A 13,643-nucleotide genomic window follows, 5' to 3' on the forward strand; every position below is an offset into this window, starting at 1 on the left:
CCCAGCGCCGGCTGTGGATGAAGTACGCACTGCGCGGCGTGGGCGGCAACGACAACCACGCGCGCCTGGATCTGGCCTACCGCATGCCGGATCCCTGGAACATGGAATCGCCGATGGAGCGCGCGCGCTTCGAGGCCACCAACGCGGTCATCGAACAGGCGTTCGGTCGCGTGGGCTCGGTGCTGGAGATCGGTTGCGGCGAAGGCCACCAGACGCAGTACCTGGCCCGGCTCAGCGATGAGCAGTACGGGCTGGATGTCAGTCCGGCCGCCATCGAGCGTGCCCGCGTGCGCCTGCCCCAGGCCCATTTCGCCGCCGTCGATCTGTTCCAGCAACCCTGGGGCGAGGAACGTCAACGCTTCGACCTGGTCACCGCCTGCGAAGTGCTTTATTACCTGAGCGACCCCGCCGCGACGGTCGCACGCATGCGCCATCTGGGCCGTTGCGGCCTGGTGACGTTCTTCGCGCCGGCGTGCGGACGCGTGGGGCCCCACGTGGAGGCCATCCCCGGCCTGCAGAAGACCTGGATCCATCACGGCGGTACCGCCTGGCTGATCGGCTGGTGGCGCGATGCGTGATCCTTCGGCCGTCCTGGAGGGGCGCGGCGTGGTGTATTTCGGCAACGACTGGAATGCGGAGAACCGCACCAGCAGCCACCACATCGCCATCCGTCTGGCCCAGCGCATGCCCGTGCTGTATGTGGACTCGCCCGGCATGCGCGCGCCCACCACCTCGGGGCGCGACCTCAAACGCGCCTGGCGCAAGCTGACGGCCGCGCTCAAGCCGCCGGTGCAGGTGCGCGACGGCCTGTGGCACTGCACCGTGCCGCAGCTGCCTTTCCGCCGCATTCCCGGCGTCGATGCCTTCAACCGGGTATTCAGCCGCTGGGCCGTGCGCCGCGCGATCCGGAAGGCCGGCATCACCCGCTACCTGTCGTGGTTCGTGGTACCGCACCCTGGATTCCTCGCCCACCGCCTGGGCGAGGATTTCTGCGTGTACTACTGCATCGACGACTACGCCGCGCATCCCGGCGTGGATGCCGAATTGATCGGCCGGCGCGACGACACACTGAGCCGCGCGGCCGACCAGTTGTTCGTCGCACCGCCCGCACTGCTGCCCAGCAAGCAGGCGATCAACCCCACCACCACCTATGCGCCGCATGGCGTGGACCTGGACCTGTTCCTCACCGCGCGTTCGCCGGAAACCCCCGTCGCCGAAGGCGCGCGCAGCCTGAACGGCCCGGTGATCGGTTACATCGGTTCGCTGCACGAGTGGATCGACATGGAGCTGATCGCCTGGCTGGCGCAGGCACGGCCGCACTGGAGCTTCCTGCTGGTCGGACACGCCGCCGCCGATGTGTCGGCGCTGCGCCCGCTTCCCAACGTGCGTCTCGCCGGCCCGCAACCCTATGCCACGCTGCCGACGTGGGCGAAGGCCTTCGATGCCGCGATCATCCCGTACCGGATGAACCGCCAGGTCGCCAATGCCAACCCGCTGAAGCTGCGCGAATACCTGGCCACCGGCAAGCCGGTGGTGAGCACGTACAACCCCGAGATCGCCAAGTTCTCCCAGTGGGTCCGCATCGCCGAGGACCGCGAAGGCTTCCTCGCCGCGCTCGACCAGGCGCTGGCCGAGGACAGCGAGGCCGCCGCCGAGGCCCGCGTGGCCGCCGTCGCGGCGCAGACCTGGGACCGCCGCGTCGATGACGTGCTGGCGACCGTGGCGCAGGCGCTGGCGCGCCGATGAACAACTCCCCTTGACGACCCTTCTCCCATGACCGTTCCTGCTTCCACCCGCCTGCGCGTCGCCCTGGTCGGCGCCGGTTACGTCGCCACCCACCACCTGGCTGCGCTCAAGCAGCTGGACTTCGTCGACGTGGTCGGCATCTGCGATCCGCAACTGCCGGCGGCGCAGGCGCTCGCCGACCGTTTCGGCGTCAAGCGCGTCGCCGCGCGCCTGGACGACCTGGCCGACCTGCAGCCGCAGGCCGTGTACGTGCTGACACCACCCGCCTTCCATGCCGCCATCGCGCTGCAGGCGATGGAGATGGGTTGCCACGTGCTGGTCGAAAAGCCGATGGCCGATACCGTGGCCGACTGCGAGTCCATGATCGCGGCGGCGCGCCTGCGCAAGCTGCAATTGGGCGTCAACCATTCCGACCTGTTCGATCCGGTGGTGATGCAGGCCCTGCAGGCCGTGCGCGATGGACGCATCGGCGACGTGGTCTCGGTGGAGATCGTGCGCAATTCGGAGTATCCGCCGTACGCCGGCGGCCCGCTGCCGGGTTCGGTCACCCAGGGCTCCTACCCGTTCCGCGACCTGGGCGTGCATGGCCTCTACACCATCGAGGCCTTCCTCGGCCCGGTGCGGGACCTGCGCGTGGACTACCAGGCCCGCGGCACCGATCCGAACCTGCACTTCGACGAATGGCAGGCGCACGCGCAGGCCCGCGACGGCGTCGGCCGCCTGCTGCTGTCGTGGAATGCGCGCCCGATGGAGAACCGGGTATTCGTGCGTGGCACGCGCGGCACCATCGAAGTGGACCGCTTCCTGCAGACGTGCCGCATCCATCGCGTGCTGCCGGGTCCGAAGTTCATCGGCATCGTCGCCAACGCGTTCTTCAGCGCGGTGAAGGACGTGTTCCGCGTGCCATGGAACGTGGTGCGCTTCGCCACCGGCATGCTCAAGCCTTCGCCCGGCATCCGCCGCGGCGCGATCGAGTTCGCCAAGGCGGTCCGCGACAACGCCTCGCCCCCGTTCACCGGCGAGGATGCGCTGCGCATCGCACGCCTGCTTGAGCCGGCGTGCGCCGCACCGGATGCCGAGCGCATCGCCCTGCTGGAGTCGCGCTACGTCGACCTGCCGCCGGCCGATGCGCTGGTGACCGGCGCCGCCGGCTTCCTCGGCAGGCGCGTGGTGGCGCGCCTGCGCGAGCAGGGCAAGACCGTGCGCGTGCTGGTACGTCGTCCGGTGGCCACCTACGCGGACGATGCCGGCATCCAGACCGTCGTGGGCGACCTGGGCGATCCGCGCATCGTCCGCCACGCGGTGAAGGGCGTGCCCCTGGTCTACCACGTGGGTGCCGCGATGCGTGGCGGTCCTCGCGATTTCGAAGCCGGCACCGTCTGGGGCACGCGCAACATGATCGAGGCGTGCGTGGCCGAATCGACGGCGCGCCTGGTCTACGTCAGTTCGATGAGCGTGTTCGATCACGCCGGGCGCGATCCCGGCGCAGTGATGACCGAATCCTCGCCGCTGGAACCGCATCCCGAGTGGCGCGGCGCCTACACCCAGACCAAGCTCTCTGCCGAGCGCATGGTGCTGGATGCGGTGGCCACGCATGGCCTGCCTGCCGTGATCGTGCGGCCGGGACAGATCTTCGGTCCGGGCGCGGAGAAGGTCACGCCCAACGGCGTGATCGGGCTGGCCGGCCGCTGGGTCGCCGTGGGCGACGGCGCGCAGGCGCTGCCGCTGGTCTACGTGGACGACGTGGTGGATGCGCTGCTGTGCGCCGCCGAGGCGCCGCTGCCCACGCAGCGCGTGTTCAACGTGGTGGACACCTCGCGCATCACGCAGCAGGACTACCTGGCGCGCTGCCGCCGCAAGCTGGGCGACGAGATCAAGGTGGTGCGCGTGCCGCGCTGGATGTTCATGCTGCTGGGCTTCGGCGTAGAGCAGTTGGGCAAGGTCCTGCGCCGCGACGTGCCGCTGACGCGTTACCGCGTGCGCTCGCTGCGCCCGCTGGCCAACTTCGACACCACCGCCGCGCGCGCGGACCTCGGCTGGACGCCGCGGACCGGCGTGGAGAAGGGCCTGGATGCGACGTTCGGCTGAGAACGGCACGCCCGCCACGCGGCATGACGTGCGGGTCGAGCACCTGCCCGCCATGGACGTGCTGGAAGCACGCTGGCGCGCGCTGGAGGCACGCAGCCGTTGCAGCTTCTTCCAGAGCTGGATCTGGATCGGCACCTGGCTCCGCACGCTGTGCCCGTTGCCGCGCGCGCGCCTGCTGACGATCTGCGAAGAAGGGCAACCGATCGCCCTGGGCATCGTCGTGGAGCAACGCCGCGGCTTCGCGCTGGGCCTCAAGCATGTGCGCCTGCACGAAGTGGGCGACCGCACGCTGGACAGCATCACCATCGAGTTCAACGGCCTGCTGGCGGTCGCCGGACGCGAGCACGATGCCCTGGCCGCGTGTATCGCCCATTTCGAGGCGCACGAGCGCCACTGGCTGACGCTCTATCTGCCCGGCATCGACATGGACGACATTCCGCTGGAGCGGATCCGTTCCCCCCGCCTGCGCCTGCAGGTGAACCGCAGGCCGACCCCCTACGTGGACCTGGCGGGCCTGCGCCACGATGGCAACGACTATGTCGTCGCCGTTCCGGGCAGCCGTACCCGTGCGCACCTGCGCCGCACCGCGCGACGGCTCGTGGATACCTGCGGACCGCTGGCCTGCGCGGTCGCGATGGGCACCGACGAGCGCCTGGCCTTCTTCGATGCCCTGGTGCGCCTGCACCAGGCCCACTGGGACGAAGACGCCGGCGAAAAAGGCGCGTTCGGCGACCCGCGGATCGTGGCCTTCCACCGTGCGCTGATACGGACTTCGTCCCAGGAGGCCGGCGTGCACCTGATGCGCCTGGAGGCCGGGGACGTCGTGGTCGGCTACCTCTACCATCTGGTGTGGCGCGGGACAGCGTACTTCTACCAGGCTGGGATCGACTACCGGCGCGTGGGACGCACCGGCAGCCCGGGGCTGCTGCTGGTCGCCACCGCCATCAATGAATTCCTCGGCAATGGCTTCGACCGCTACGAGCTGATGGCCGGCCAGGCCGAGTACAAGCGCTCGCTGGCGATGGCCGAGGGCAGCATGGCGTGGCTGAGCATCGACCGGGTGGGCTGGCGTGCGCGCATCGTCGACCTTTACCGGCGCCGGCGGGGCCAGGACGCCCTGCCTTGAACGGGCTGCGGACACGCCTGCGCCCGCTGGACGCACTGGCGCCCGCCGACATCGCCGCCTGGGAGTCGCTGGCGTGCGATGCGCCTGCCGGCATCCCCGCCCTGCTGCCCGGCATGGTGCAGGCGGCCGCGCGCTGGCTGACGCCGGACGATCCGCCGGTGGTGCTGACTGTGGAGCGTGGTGGCGAGCTGCTTGCGCTGACCTGCCTGCAACGACGCGCCCCGGACCTGTTCGTGCCCCTGCCCCACTGGCGCGCCTACCGGCATCCGCACGCCTTCCAGTCCGGCATCCTGCATCGCACCGGCGAAGCCCATGCGGTCGCCGAGGCGATCGCCGGTCTGATGCGCCGCGGCAGCTGGCGGGAGCGCGCGATCCGCTGGCACTGCGTGGCCGCGGACAGCGACATGTGGAAGGCGCTACGGGGCGCTGCGGACATGCACTGGATGCAGACCGCCGCTTCCCTGCGCCCGGTGCTGCGCCGGCACCCGGACGACGTACCGGCGGCCGCGCGGGTAGGCGCGGGCGTGGCGAAGGATCTGCGACGCCGGCTGCGACGCCTGCAGGAGCGCGGCGATGTCGGCCTGCGGATCCTGCAGGGTGCGCAGGCCGACGCCGCTGCCGCGGCACGCCACCTGGCGCTGGAGCACGCCGGCTGGAAGGGAACGCGGGGCAGTTCGATGCAGGCGTCCGCCGCCGAACGCGGCTTCTTCCTGGAGGCGACGGCGCGCCTTGCCGCCGGCGGCCATCTGGTCTTCGTGGAAACGCTGTGCGGCGACCAGGTCGTGGCCAGCAGCAGCAACCTGCTGTGCGGGGGCGTGCTGGGGGGGTTCAAGACCGGCTGGGATCCCGCATTCGCCGCCTGCAGTCCCGGCAAGCTCAACGAATGGCACCTGCTGCAGGCACTCGACACCCACTGGCCGGCGCTGCTCATGTTCGACAGCCAGGCGCAGGCCTCGTCCTACCTGGCGGAGCTGCTGCCGGATCGGCAGCCGATGGTGTCGGGCATCCTGCATGCGGGCGCGCTCCATGGCGCGGCGATCCTCGCCGCCCGCCCGCTGCGCCCCCTCGCCTACCGGCTGGGCCACGACGACTGACGCCGCGCGTCTACGCCATCTGCGCGCGATGCCAGGCCAGTTCCTCCGGCGACAGCACGAGCCGCCTCGCCTCCGGGCGGAGCCCCGTCGGCGGGGGCAGCCCCGCGGGAGGTGCGCTCCGCCAGAACCCGCGCGCGCCGACGCGCAGGCACCTGACCGTGGCGAAGCGCTCGAATCCCAGTGACCGGTGCGCGCGCAGCGAGGGCAGATTCGAGACGCTGACGTCGGAGAAGTACTCCGCCGGCGTGGCCTCCACGTCGATGCCCGCCCCCATCATCGCGATCAGCAGGCGGCGGCCGCGCCGCCGGGGCACGACGAACGCATCGCGCAGCCAGACCTGCGTGCTCGACAAGGGGATCTGCCAGGCCAGTTCGTCGAAGTAGCGCGGCACGCCATGCAGCGCCCAAAACCATGCGATCAGCTCGCCGCGCTCGTCGATGCCGAAACACCGCATGCCATGGTCGAAGCGGCGCTGCAGGCGCTCCGGACGGCCCGACATTCCGTTGGACCGGTAGGCCGCCACCAGGCGGTCCAGATCGGTGCTGCGCAGTTCGATGAACTGCTGGCCCTCGTCCAGCACCCGCGTGCGCTCGGTTGCCGCGGGCCTGCGCAACAGTGCGATGGCATCGAATCCGATCACGTCATTCCCCTTCCCTGATCGCGCGCTTCGGCAGGAAGCGCGACAGCCCCAAGGCGTCGAACGCATCGACGACCAGATCGCGCGCGCCCGCCCACAGGACGCCACCATACACAACCACACCCACCGCGACCTCCGCGGGCAGCCGCAGACCGGCATGGAGCCGGTCGCCCATCGCGTACCGCCACGCCAGCACGGCGAGCACCATCACGCCGCATCCCGACGCCACGCGCAGGAGCGGCCGCACCAGCCCCTGCAGGCGCAGGCCGTCCTGGCGGCAGGCCTGCACGGTCAGTCCCCATTGCAGCAGCGCTGCCACGCCCACCGCCAGCGAAGCGATCACCACGCCCGCACCCGACAATGCCCACAGCATCACCGCCAGGCAGGCCACCGTCGCCGCTTCGATCCACATCAGGCGATGGTTGCGCGCGTGCGCTGCCAGGAAAGAGGACAGGATGAAGCTGCCCGCCGCCGGCAGCGAGGCGATAGCCAGCACGCTCAACAGCGGAGCCACCCGACTCCATGCGGCCGGCAACAGGGTCGCCACCAGGGTCGGCGCGCAGACGGCGAGCCCAGCCGCCATCGGGAACAAGAACAGCGCGGCGAACGCCAGCGCACGCACCATCAGGACCGGTCGCTCGTCCGGCCGCGCACGGACCACGGCGGGCATCATCACCGCGCCGACATGCCCCCCCACGTACACCGCGGGCAACTGCGCCAGATTGAAGGCCATGCCGTAGCTGCCCGCATCGTGCGCGCCCAGCAGCCTCAGCATCAACGGCTTGTCCCAGTAGCGGGCGCCCTCGCTCAGCACGATCTCGCCGGTCACCGGTGCGCCGAAACGCAACAGGTCGCGCAGTCGTGCCTTCGTCACGCGCACCGGCCACAACCAGGCGCGCCAGGGTACCGCCGTGATGGTCGATGCCGCGATCACGCAGGATTGCGCGATGAAGGCGATGATCATCGCCTGGCCTCCCAGCGACGTGGTGCTGACCAGCGATACCGCCACCACGGCGTAGACGACATCGCCCAGCGCGGTACCCAGCGCGATCCGGCCAAAGCGCATGTCGCGGGCGAGCAGCTTGTCGGGGATCGCCCCCAGGCGCCGGATGCCGATGCCGAGCAGGGCACCGGGCAGGTAGTCGGCGACCCGTGGCGCCTGCATCCACAACGCGAGCCAGGGACTGGCCCACCACAGCAGCGCAATCATCGCCACGCCCGCCAGCAGGTAGACCAGGGTCGCGGCGAAGACCGCATCCCGCCCCTCCCCGCCACGGACCACGACGTACTGCCCGCACCCCCACGCTGCGATCCAGTTGCCCGTCAATGCCACCACGGTGGCCACGGTGACTTCCGCCACGATGTCCGGCGTCAGGTGACGCGCGATCAGCAGCGTGCCGACCAGGCCCACGGCACGCCCCAGCAGCCCCCCCACGATCCCATACGCCGCCGAAGAAACGATCCTGCCCAGTCCGCCTGAGCCCTCCTGCCCGGCCACCGTCATCCCGCGCCGGCTCCGCTCGCGCCGCATGAGGCGCATACGGAAACACGGGTGGGCGGGTCGAACGCCGCGGATGCGGGCGCGCCGGTCTGTACGGGTCCCGGCCGTGGGGACTGCCGGCGGAGAGGGTCGCTGACGGATGTCATCGCGGGGACAGCGCCTGCATCCGCGACGCCCTCCATGCATCCCGGATCCGCTGCATCGCGGGGCGCTCGATCGTCGTGTGCAGCAGCGTGGCCAGCGCCAGCGTGGCCAGCGCAGCGGTCCCGCATGCCAGCCACGCCGGGACGCCGTGCTGCTCCAGATGGTGGATCACCACGAAGCCGATCGCCTGATGCACCAGGTACAACGCGTAGGAGATCGATCCCAGGAACACGAAGAAGCGCGAGTCGAGGAACCTCAGGTGCCCACGCACGAACAGTGCGAAGATCGCGCAGCACACCAGCGCCACCGGCAGGAAGATGGGGCGTTCGCCGACGGCGATGGCCAGCAGCGCGCACAGCAGCATCGTCAGGTTCAGCCTCCACTCGGCGGGGTAGCGGTGCAGGCGGTAGAACAGGATGCCGATCGCGAAGAACGGGATGAAGCGCAGGATCATCAGCTCCCGCACCCAGTATGAAAAATGCCAGTGGTGCTTCTCGCACAGGCCCTCCACCGTCGCCAGCACCAGCCAGCCGCCGATGATCCAGTGGATGCGCCGCAGCTGTCCCAGCATGTACCAGAACAGCATCTGCACATAGAAGAACAATTCGATCTGCAGGGTCCAGTAGGAGCCATCGAGATGCTCTGCGCCCAGGATCTCCTGCACCATGGTGAAGTTCAGCAGCCATTGTCCGACGGGCAGCCGCTGGAAAGGCAGGCCCACGGTATAGACGACGGCGCTGGTGATCAGCAGGGCCGCCCAGTAGCCGGGAAACAGCCGCGAGAAACGCGACACCACGAAATCCGCTGCCGTGCGCGTGCGCTCCAGCGTCATGAAGATCACGAACCCGCTGATCAGGAAGAAAAGATAGACGCCGTACTTCCCCGCCAGCAGGTCGACCGGCGGGCCGCCCACGTGGCCGATCTGTTCCTGATACCGCGTTGTGAAGTGGTAGCCCAGCACGGCGACGGCGGCGATGCCGCGCAGGGCATCCAGTTCCACCATCCGCGAGGGCGTAGACGTTTCGTGACCCATCCTGTCCCCCTGACTCGGCATGCTTCGGCTCTTACAACGCCAACCGCGCCACGCGGCGGACAGTCCCGCGCCCCCTCCATCCCCCTTCCTCCCGCATGCGCATCCTGATCGTCACCTCCCAGTTCCCGATCGCCGGGGAGCCCCATCGCGGACGCCCGGTCTACCAGACCGTGCGCGAACTGTCGCGACTGGCGGACGTGAAGGTGCTCAGCCCCATCGCGACCTATCCGGGCTGGGCGCGGCCGCGCAGCTATCTGTACCGGCCCGCGGAACAGGACGCCGTGGCGCCGGGGTGTGACGTGGACTACGTCACCTACCCTGCGTTGCCGGCGCTCAGCCGCCCGTTCAATGGCCACCTGTGCGCGCGCGCCCTGTCCAGGCCCGTACGGGCCTTCGCGCCGGACGTGGTCCTGGCGTACTGGCTGTATCCCGACGGCTATGGCGCCCTGCGCGCCGCGCGCGAGGCGGGCGTGCCGTTCGTCGCCGGCGCGCGCGGTTCCGACCTGCGCGTGCGCGATGCCGTCAGCCGTCGCCTGACCCGTCCGGTGGTGCAGGCTGCGCGTCGCCTGCTGGTGGTCAGCGAGGATCTCGGGCGCGTCGCTGTCGACCGCTACGGCGCCGACCCGGAGCGCATCCGCGCCATTCCCAACGGCTGCGATGCCGCCCTGTTCCACCCCGGCGACCGCCAGGCCGCGCGCGCGGCGCTGGGCCTGCCGCAGGACGCCGAGGTGGTGCTCTACGTGGGCCGGCTGGTGCCCGAGAAGGGCCTGCGCGAACTGCTGCACGCCACGCGTCGCCTGGCGGCCACCCGGCCGCAGGCGCGGGTGGTATTCGTCGGCGACGGCCCCCTGTACACCGAACTCGCCGCGACCCTGGCCGCCGAACCCGCGCTGCCGTTGCAGCTGGCGGGTAGCCAGGCACCAGCCGAGGTCGCGCGGTGGATGGTCGCCTCGGACCTGGTCACGCTGCCCAGCTATTCCGAAGGCCATCCCAACGTGCTGGTGGAAGCGCTGGCCTGCGGCCGGCCCGTGGTGGCCACACCGGTCGGCGGCATCCCCGAGGTAGTCGACGCGGCCAGCGGCCTGCTGGTCCCGCCGCGTGACGCGGACGCACTGGCGGACGCGCTGGCCAAAGCCCTGGCGCAGGACTGGGACGAGGCCGCACTCGCGCGCCGCTTCTCGCGCGACTGGGAGCAGGTGGCACGCGACACGCTGCTGGCCTGCGAAGAAGCGCTCGCCGAACGCCCGGGTCCGGCGCGCGCCTCGTATGCGGCCGACTCGGCCTGACGATTCTTACTAAGGACAGGGGAAGCGATACATGTGCGGAATCGCGGGTTTCATGGGGCCGGATGTGGTCTCCACCGAGGCACGGCCCTGGCTGGAGCGGATGATCCATCCGCTGGCGCACCGCGGGCCGGACGGCTTCGGCTTCCATGCCGCGCCCAGCATCGGCCTGGCGCATGCGCGACTGTCGATCATCGACCTGTCCACGGGCGACCAGCCCATCCACAACCCGCGCCGTACGGTGTGGACCGTCTTCAACGGCGAGATCTTCAACTTCGTCGAACTGCGGCAGATGCTGGAGGCCAAGGGCCATCAGTTCTACACGCAATCCGATACCGAAGTGATCGTGCACCTGTACGACCGCTACGGCGAGGATTTCGTGCAGCACCTCAACGGCCAGTTCGCCATTGCCCTGTGGGACAGCGAGCGCCAGCGTCTGGTGCTGGCGCGCGACCGTGCCGGCATCCGTCCGCTGTACTACACGCGCCAGCGTGGCCGCCTCTGGTTCGCCTCGGAGGTGAAATCGCTGCTGGCCGTGCTGCCCGAGTGCGCCCACCTGGAACCGCAGGCGCTGATGCAGACGCTGACGTACTGGGCACCGGTCGACCCGGACACGCTGTACCAGGGCGTGCAGAGCCTGCCGCCCGGGCATGTGCTGTCGGTGGAACGCGACGGCCGCCAGCACCTGCGCCGCTACTGGGACTGGACCTTTCCGGATGCGGCGGACACCTCGCCCGCGCGCTATCCGCTGACGCTGGATCAGGCGACGGCCGAACTGCGCGAGCTGCTCGTCGATGCGGTGCGCCTGCAACTGCGCGCGGACGTGCCGGTGGGCGCCTACCTCAGCGGCGGCCTGGATTCCTCGGGCATCGTCGCGCTGATCCGCGGCTTCACCGATACGCCGGTGCGCACGTTCTCGGTGGCGTTCGAGGATGGCGAATTCGACGAGAGCGTGCACCAGCAGGCGATGGTGCGGCACCTCGGTACCGAGCACACCACGCTGATCTGCACGCGCCGCGACATTGGCGAAGCGCTGCCGCGGCTGATCCGCCATACCGAGACGCCGGTCCTGCGCACCGGTCCGATCCCGCTGATGCTGCTGGCCGGCAGCGTGCGCCGGCACGGCTACAAGGTGGTGCTGACCGGCGAAGGCGCCGACGAAGTGTTCGGCGGCTACGACCTGTTCAAGGAAGCGAAGATCCGCCGCTTCTGGTCGCGTCAGCCGGACTCGCGGATGCGACCGCGCCTGTTGGAAAAGCTGTACGGCTACCTGCAGCACTCTCCGGTGAGCAACCCGGCGTTCGCCCAATCCTTCTTCGGCCAGGGCATGGAACACCTGCACCGGCCGATCTTCGCGCACGTGCCGCGCTGGACCACGTCGCAGCGCGCGCTCGCCTTCCTGTCGCCCGAGCTGCGCGCGACCGCCACCCGCTGGGATGCACTGGATGCCTACGAACAGACGCTGCCGCCGGACATGGCGCGCTGGAGCGACCTGGCGCGCGACCAGTACGTGGAAGCGAAGTCGCTGCTGGCCGGCTACCTGCTGTCGTCGCAGGGCGACCGCGTAGCGATGGCCAACTCGATCGAGGGCCGCTTCCCCTACCTGGACCATCGCGTCATCGAATTCGCCAACCGCCTGCCGCCCAGCTTCAAGATCCGCGGCATGACCGAGAAGTACCTGCTGCGGCGCGCGCTGGCGGGCCTGCTGCCCCCGGACATCGTGCAGCGGACCAAGCAGCCCTATCGTGCGCCGGACAGCCAGAGTTTCTTCTTCGACGGCAAGCCGCTGGATTACGTGGCCGAGCTGCTGTCGCCGGACGCGATCCGCGAGGCCGGGTACTTCGACGCCGCCGCGGTGGGGCGCCTGGTGGAGAAATGCCGGCAGGGGCGCGCGACCGGCTTCGGCGACAACCAGGCCTTCATGGGCGTGCTGTCGACGATGCTGGTGCACCGGCAGACGGTGGAAGCGCGCCTGGCACCGGAGGCGCAACCGGCCGGCGTGGTCGCGTAGGCACGCATCGCACTTCGAGGGATCAAGGCATGGATTGGCGGGTCAAGGGCATCATCCAGAAGGTTCTCGGCGCGTTGCCCGGCGGGCATGCGCTGCATTTCCACCTGCAGCGGCGCTTCGGCGGCCTGCGCGATTTCGACGGCGAACTGGCCAGCAAGGTGGACGACTGGGAAATCATGGTCGGCCACTTGCGCGATGCCGGCATCGTGCTGCCCGGCGTACGCGCCTTCGAGATCGGCACGGGCTGGTATCCGACGTTCCCGTTCGCCTGTTATCTGGCCGGTGCGGCGCGCGTGACCACGTACGACCTCAATCCGCACCTGCGCATGGACCTGACGGTCCGGTGCGCGGACATCCTCGGCGGTTTCCTGCCGCGCATCGCCACCGCGGCAGGCGTGCCGTTGGCGGAAGTCGAGAAGCGCCACCGCGCCCTGGTCGAGCGCCTGCGTACCGGCGCCGACCTGGGCGTGGCCACCGGCGGCGTGATCGACTACCGTGCACCGGCCGACGCCACCCGCAGCCTGCTGCCGGACGGCGATGTCGACGTGGTGTTCTCCAACAGCGTGCTGGAACACGTGCCGCCGGAGGTCATCGATGCGATGTATGCCGAATCGATGCGCGTGCTGTCGCCGCGCGGGGTGATGTTCCATTCGGTGAACTGCGGCGACCACTACGCCTACGTGGACCGTAACGTCCACCAGCTGAACTACCTGCGCTACTCCGACGAGGAATGGCAGCGCTGGAACAACGCCTTCCTCTACCAGAACCGCCTGCGCGCGCACTGGTTCGTCGATGGTGCGCGGCGGCACGGCTTCGACATCGATCTCGACACCCGCACCACCCGGGAAGAGCGGATGAAGCAACTGGCCGCCATGCCGGTGCATCCCCAGTTCGCGGACGTGCCTGCCGAACAGCTCTGCATCACCAGCGTGGACTTCATCGCACGCAAGCCGGCCTCGACGACCGCCGGCTGAAGACCG

Annotated in this window: 11 protein-coding genes; 8 read left to right on the forward strand and 3 right to left on the reverse strand. The window is 69.9% G+C overall.

Features of this window, described 5'->3' with window-relative positions:
• The first annotated feature begins 17 nt into the window (after positions 1 to 17).
• The 5 genes from IAE60_RS16305 to IAE60_RS16325 are packed head-to-tail and all read left to right on the forward strand — an operon-like array spanning position 18 to position 6,054.
• Positions 18 to 578 carry a class I SAM-dependent methyltransferase gene (locus tag IAE60_RS16305; protein WP_187573041.1) on the forward strand — a complete coding sequence of 187 codons (561 nt, stop codon included), beginning with the start codon at positions 18 to 20 and terminating at the stop codon, positions 576 to 578.
• Positions 571 to 1,746, forward strand: coding sequence for a glycosyltransferase (locus IAE60_RS16310; RefSeq protein WP_187573042.1), 1,176 nt, complete (start codon positions 571 to 573; stop codon positions 1,744 to 1,746). Before IAE60_RS16305 ends, IAE60_RS16310 begins: the two co-directional genes overlap by 8 nt.
• 27 nt (positions 1,747 to 1,773) lie before the next feature.
• Positions 1,774 to 3,834, forward strand: a complete 2,061-nt coding sequence (locus IAE60_RS16315; protein ID WP_187573043.1) for an NAD-dependent epimerase/dehydratase family protein — start codon at positions 1,774 to 1,776, stop codon at positions 3,832 to 3,834.
• A complete protein-coding gene (locus IAE60_RS16320; protein ID WP_187573044.1) occupies positions 3,818 to 4,960 on the forward strand; it encodes a GNAT family N-acetyltransferase in 1,143 nt (380 codons plus the stop codon). Before IAE60_RS16315 ends, IAE60_RS16320 begins: the two co-directional genes overlap by 17 nt.
• Positions 4,957 to 6,054 carry a GNAT family N-acetyltransferase gene (locus IAE60_RS16325; RefSeq protein WP_187573045.1) on the forward strand — a complete coding sequence of 366 codons (1,098 nt, stop codon included), beginning with the start codon at positions 4,957 to 4,959 and terminating at the stop codon, positions 6,052 to 6,054. The genes IAE60_RS16320 and IAE60_RS16325 overlap by 4 nt, the downstream gene beginning before the upstream one ends.
• 10 nt (positions 6,055 to 6,064) lie before the next feature.
• Here IAE60_RS16325 and IAE60_RS16330 read toward each other — a convergent pair whose 3' ends face one another.
• From IAE60_RS16330 to IAE60_RS16340, 3 genes are all read right to left on the reverse strand, one after another.
• Positions 6,065 to 6,694, reverse strand: coding sequence for a GNAT family N-acetyltransferase (locus IAE60_RS16330; protein WP_187573046.1), 630 nt, complete (start codon positions 6,692 to 6,694; stop codon positions 6,065 to 6,067).
• Position 6,695: 1 nt separating this feature from the next.
• Complete coding sequence (locus tag IAE60_RS16335; protein ID WP_187573047.1) at positions 6,696 to 8,195, reverse strand: oligosaccharide flippase family protein; 1,500 nt, start codon at positions 8,193 to 8,195, stop codon at positions 6,696 to 6,698.
• A gap of 139 nt (positions 8,196 to 8,334) precedes the next feature.
• Positions 8,335 to 9,369, reverse strand: coding sequence for an acyltransferase family protein (locus tag IAE60_RS16340; RefSeq protein ID WP_187573048.1), 1,035 nt, complete (start codon positions 9,367 to 9,369; stop codon positions 8,335 to 8,337).
• A gap of 95 nt (positions 9,370 to 9,464) precedes the next feature.
• On the opposite strand from IAE60_RS16340, the gene IAE60_RS16345 reads away from it, so the two are divergent.
• The 3 genes from IAE60_RS16345 to IAE60_RS16355 are packed head-to-tail and all read left to right on the forward strand — an operon-like array spanning position 9,465 to position 13,637.
• On the forward strand, positions 9,465 to 10,655 hold the full coding sequence (locus IAE60_RS16345; RefSeq protein ID WP_187573049.1) for a glycosyltransferase: 1,191 nt from the start codon (positions 9,465 to 9,467) through the stop codon (positions 10,653 to 10,655).
• Between the two features lie 31 nt (positions 10,656 to 10,686).
• Entirely contained in the window at positions 10,687 to 12,663 is a 1,977-nt protein-coding gene (gene asnB / locus IAE60_RS16350) for an asparagine synthase (glutamine-hydrolyzing) (protein ID WP_187573050.1), read from the forward strand.
• A gap of 29 nt (positions 12,664 to 12,692) precedes the next feature.
• On the forward strand, positions 12,693 to 13,637 hold the full coding sequence (locus IAE60_RS16355; protein ID WP_187573051.1) for a class I SAM-dependent methyltransferase: 945 nt from the start codon (positions 12,693 to 12,695) through the stop codon (positions 13,635 to 13,637).
• Positions 13,638 to 13,643 lie beyond the last annotated feature (6 nt).

The sequence above is a fragment of the Pseudoxanthomonas mexicana genome (assembly GCF_014397415.1).
GTDB lineage: Bacteria > Pseudomonadota > Gammaproteobacteria > Xanthomonadales > Xanthomonadaceae > Pseudoxanthomonas_A > Pseudoxanthomonas_A mexicana.

Coding starts and splice junctions, on each gene's coding strand:
- IAE60_RS16310 (WP_187573042.1), top strand. CDS start 571: ATGCGTGATCCTTCGGCCGTCCTGGAGGGGCGCGGCGTGGTGTATTTC.
- IAE60_RS16305 (WP_187573041.1), top strand. CDS start 18: ATGAAGTACGCACTGCGCGGCGTGGGCGGCAACGACAACCACGCGCGC.
- IAE60_RS16345 (WP_187573049.1), top strand. CDS start 9,465: ATGCGCATCCTGATCGTCACCTCCCAGTTCCCGATCGCCGGGGAGCCC.
- IAE60_RS16335 (WP_187573047.1), bottom strand. CDS start 8,195: ATGACGGTGGCCGGGCAGGAGGGCTCAGGCGGACTGGGCAGGATCGTT.
- asnB (WP_187573050.1), top strand. CDS start 10,687: ATGTGCGGAATCGCGGGTTTCATGGGGCCGGATGTGGTCTCCACCGAG.
- IAE60_RS16315 (WP_187573043.1), top strand. CDS start 1,774: ATGACCGTTCCTGCTTCCACCCGCCTGCGCGTCGCCCTGGTCGGCGCC.
- IAE60_RS16320 (WP_187573044.1), top strand. CDS start 3,818: ATGCGACGTTCGGCTGAGAACGGCACGCCCGCCACGCGGCATGACGTG.
- IAE60_RS16340 (WP_187573048.1), bottom strand. CDS start 9,369: ATGGGTCACGAAACGTCTACGCCCTCGCGGATGGTGGAACTGGATGCC.
- IAE60_RS16355 (WP_187573051.1), top strand. CDS start 12,693: ATGGATTGGCGGGTCAAGGGCATCATCCAGAAGGTTCTCGGCGCGTTG.